This window comes from Komagataeibacter sp. FXV3, from assembly GCF_015155755.1.
GTDB lineage: Bacteria > Pseudomonadota > Alphaproteobacteria > Acetobacterales > Acetobacteraceae > Komagataeibacter.
In genome coordinates this window covers 1-4,252 of sequence record NZ_VWPI01000178.1, presented here as the reverse complement: position 1 = coordinate 4,252, position 4,252 = coordinate 1, and the positions used below count along the sequence as shown (strand labels likewise).

Annotated in this window: 4 protein-coding genes; all 4 read left to right on the top strand. The window is 57.6% G+C overall.

Going from position 1 to position 4,252, the window contains the following annotated elements:
• Positions 1–2 precede the first annotated feature (2 nt).
• Positions 3–1,535 (top strand): IS66 family transposase, encoded by a 1,533-nt coding sequence (gene tnpC / locus F1542_RS16685; protein WP_408886260.1) that lies wholly within the window; start codon positions 3–5, stop codon positions 1,533–1,535.
• 2 nt (positions 1,536–1,537) lie between these two features.
• Entirely contained in the window at positions 1,538–1,795 is a 258-nt protein-coding gene (locus tag F1542_RS16680; protein ID WP_193733980.1) for a hypothetical protein, read from the top strand.
• Positions 1,792–1,983 carry an IS66 family insertion sequence element accessory protein TnpB gene (gene tnpB / locus F1542_RS16675; RefSeq protein ID WP_193733982.1) on the top strand — a complete coding sequence of 64 codons (192 nt, stop codon included), beginning with the start codon at positions 1,792–1,794 and terminating at the stop codon, positions 1,981–1,983. The genes F1542_RS16680 and tnpB overlap by 4 nt, the downstream gene beginning before the upstream one ends.
• 357 nt (positions 1,984–2,340) lie before the next feature.
• Complete coding sequence (locus tag F1542_RS16670) at positions 2,341–4,182, top strand: recombinase family protein (RefSeq protein WP_193733979.1); 1,842 nt, start codon at positions 2,341–2,343, stop codon at positions 4,180–4,182.
• Positions 4,183–4,252 lie beyond the last annotated feature (70 nt).

The following is a 4,252-nucleotide window of genomic DNA, read 5'->3' as shown; positions in this document are numbered from 1 at the left end:
TCGTGCGGCTGTCGGCGTCGGCCCGGGCCTATGATGCCCTTGTCCAGTCGCTCAGGATCCGGATCGCTCGCCTGCAGAAACAGAAATTCGGGGCCAGTTCAGAAAAGATCGAGCGTGAGACTGAACAGCTCGAACTGCTCCTCGAAGATGTGGAAATCGCCATCGCGGCAGCCGATCCGTCTCCCGAAAGTGAGGGGGGCGATCGCGGCGACGCCGTGGTCTCTCCCCAAAGACGGCGCGGCAGGCCCCGGGTCTCGGACGCCACACCACGGGAGCGCATTGTGCTCGACCCGGGCGAAGCCTGTTCCGCCTGTGGCGGTCCCTTGCGCCTCGTCGGCGAAGATGTCACCGAAATCCTTGAATTCATCGCGGCAAAACTGAAAGTTGTTGAAACGGCACGGCTGAAGAAATCCTGCCGTCATTGCGAAACAATGGTGCAGCCTGAAGCGCCATCGCGCCCTGTCCCACGGGGCATGGCTGGCCCCGGGCTCCTGGCCCATATTCTGGTCTCGAAATTCGATGACCATATCCCGCTTTATCGTCAGAACGAGATCTTTGCCCGTCAGGGTGTCGAAATCCCTCGTTCAACCCTGATCGACTGGTGTGGTCAGGCCGTTGCAGTCCTGCGGCCCCTGACAGATATGATCCGTCAGGAGGTCGTGGGGGCAGACCTGCTTCATGCCGATGATACGCCCATCCAGGTTCTTGATCCCCGCCTGCGCCAGGCTGGTAAACCACGCGGTGTGAAGGAAGGACGGATCTGGACCTATCTGCGCGATCCCCGCCCCTGGGGTGGCAGCGATCCGCCCGCCGTTGCCTACTGGTTCTCTCCCGATCGCAAGGGGATCAATCCCCAGACCCATCTGGCGACCTTCTCGGGTATTCTCCAGGCGGATGCCTACGCCGGGTTCAGGGACCTGTATAAACCCGATGCAACGGGAACCGTCCGCGTGCGCGAAGCGGCCTGCTGGGCCCATCTGCGTCGGGCATTCCATGATATCTGGAAAGGCAGCTTCTCGACAATTGCAAGGGAAGCCCTTGAGCAGATCGGAGAGCTCTACGATATCGAGCGGCAGATCACCGGGCATCCCGCCAGGCACCGCCTGGCTGTCCGACAGGAAAAAAGCCGCCCTCGCGTTGCGGCCTTCCATGCCCGGTGCGAAGCACAGCTCGCCCGCATCCCCGGGAAGGGGGAACTGGCAAAAGCGATCCGCTATGCGCTCAACCGGTGGACCGCCTTTACCCTGTTTGTGGAAGATGGTCGCGTCGCCATTGACAACAATCCTGCCGAACGGGCCATACGGCCCGTGTGCGTCGGTAGAAAAAACTACCTCTTTGCCGGTTCCGATGCCGGTGGGGACAACATCGCTGACGCCATGACCCTCATCGAAAGCGCAAAACTCTCAGGCCTCAACCCGCACGATTACCTCGCCGACATCTTGGCCCGTATCAACGAACACAAGATCAACCGGCTCCACGAACTGTTGCCATGGAACTGGAGACCCATGAAAATACCTCATCAACAGGCTGCATAGTCATGGCTGCCATCAGCTACATCTTTACCGCAGCATACGTCGCAGCAAAACTTGCTGAAGACGAGGATCTGCTGCATGAAATCGCCGAAGGCATGACGCCGGAAGATGGGCGTATCTATGTCTTCAACTCTAACCGGGAAGACGAGGAACCAATCCTTGCTTTTACGGAGTTTGGTATCGAAAATCTTCCATACCTAATCGAAATTCATAAAGAAAATCACGCGCTCAATACCAAAACCCCAGGCAGAAATACAGTCTGACGGGTCTTGAACGGCCGGTTACCAGGATCAAGCTTCTGACGTGGGACGGTCAGGGGTTCTGCCTTTATTACAAGGTGCTCGAGACCGGACGTTTTCCGTGGCCCTCCCCGGCAGATGGCGTTGCCCGCCTGACAGCCGCACAGATGGCCATGCTCTGCGAAGGCATTAAGGAATATACTGTCCATTGATGGTGACGAATCCCCGGCAGGGGTTGTCAAGGTATGCGATCCGCGCCATCCGCTATTTGGTCGCCGCCTCGTCGTGTTGCGGCGGCTTGCTGCACGTGGGGACAATTTTCCGATCTCGTATGAGGTTTTTTATGACCGCGGTGGTACGCTGATCATTCCCGTTGCAGCCGTCGACTTCGACGTGAACGTATTTAATGGTACAAAACTGTCGGTCGATAGTATAAATGAATTGGTATCGGAAATCGACCGGATCGAGAACGATGCCAATTCAACCCAAAGATCTCTGGATATTGCTTCAGCCGAAGCAGAAACGTCAGATCATCGACGAGATCGCAGGCATTCTGGGGGAGACGTCCCATGAGATCGGAGTTGGTTCTGCCAATACATCTGGGTCGGAAAGCGATCGTCTATGTGCGTCAGTCGACGCCCAGTCAGATCATCAGCAACCAGGAAAGTCTGCGTCTTCAATATGCCCTGAAACTCCGGGCCCGCGAACTCGGCTGGAAGGCAGGCGACGTCGAAATCATTGATGCGGATCTGGGGCTCAGTGGTGCCTCCACGCTGCGCCGGGAAGGTTTCCGGGAGTTGGTCGGGCGTGTCGGCCTGGGCGAGGTCGGTCTTATTCTGTCGATCGACGTGACACGTCTCGCGCGAAACTGCTCGGACTGGTATCCGCTGCTCGATATCTGCGGGTTGCAGAAATGTCTCATTGCAGACCGGGATGGTGTCTACGATCCGGCATCGCCAAACGGTCGTTTGCTCCTTGGTCTCAAAGGGACTATCTCGGAACTCGAACTGCACACAATCCGCAGTCGTCTGACTGCCGGCCTTCTTGCAAAGGCGGAACGCGGTGCTCTGGCGTTGACGCTGCCGATTGGCTTTGTCCGTAATCCTGGCGGTGCAGTCGTCAAAGACCCCAACGTTGAGGTTCAGGGAAGATTAGCTTTTCTTTTCAGTACTTTCCTGAAAGTGAAATCAGTCTCGCAGGTTATGAGGCATCTCAATCGTAATGGTCTCGATCTGCCAGCCCGAGACCGGCACGGCGATCTGCACTGGACAGCGGCCACGTTGGCAGCAGTGGCACGCATTTTGCGGAACCCGGCCTATGCAGGTGCCTTTGTTTACGGACGAACGCGGCTCAAGGCGCAAAGGCCTGGAAATCTACCGCAGAAAACCCCCCGGCCCATCGATGAATGGCGCATTGTCGTTCGGGACCAGTATCCTGGTTATATCGATTGGCAGACCTATCTGAAAATTCGCCACATCATGAACGATAACAAGGTTGATTACATGCGTACCAATAGCCGCGGGGTGCCGCGTAACGGCGGTCTGCTGTTACATGGGATCGTTCGGTGTGCCCGATGTGGCCACAAAATGTATGTGCGATATCAGAATGGCGGCGAGTATGTCTGTAATCATTTGCGTACGCACCAGGGCCTGCCAACGTGTCAGCATGTACGGGCCCCGGCGATTGATGCTGCGGTTACACAAGCCTTTCTGGAAGCGGTGGCGCCTGCTGAATTCGAGGCGTTCTCTGCCGCATACAAGGCCCGGCGTCAATCCGTCGCGGAAGCCCGCCGAGGCCTTGAGCAGCAACTCGAGCGCAGGCGCTACGAAGCGACGCTGGCTGAACGGCAGTTCAACAAGGTCGATCCGGACAATCGTCTGGTCGCCGCCGAACTGGAGCGACGTTGGGAGACGGCCCTCAATGATGTACGCACAGCAGAAGAGGCTTTGTCCCGATCGGAAGCCGGACAACCCGCTTCTCCGCTCGTGTTGCCGCGCGAGATGGGCGCAAAGGTCGTTCATATCCAGGGCCGGCTCCCAAAGATCTGGCACGACCCAGCCACCGATGATGCGAGACGCAAGGCGTTGCTACGATGCCTGGTCGAACAGGTGGTTCTCAATCGTGGTGAATACGAAACGGGAAGCGTCCGGATCATCTGGCGTGGCGGTCTGGTCACGGAACTGGCCGTACCGATGACGGTCTCTTCCGTGGATCGACTGGAACGTGGCGCTGAAATGCGGGCGAGAATTCTCGTTCTCGCGACATCCGGGCTGAATGACAGTGCCATCGCCGCAACCCTGACAGCAGAAGGCCACCGTTCCCCGGCATGTGTTGAGCGCGTACTGCCGACGACAGGTAATCCCCCCATTTTTAGTGGGGTGCTGAATGAGAATTCAGGCAGCTGTTTTTAGTTTCTGGGCGGGGGTTAGCCCGCTGTTCCCCATGTTGGGTCTGTCATGGTTATATGTCCAGAGCCATTGT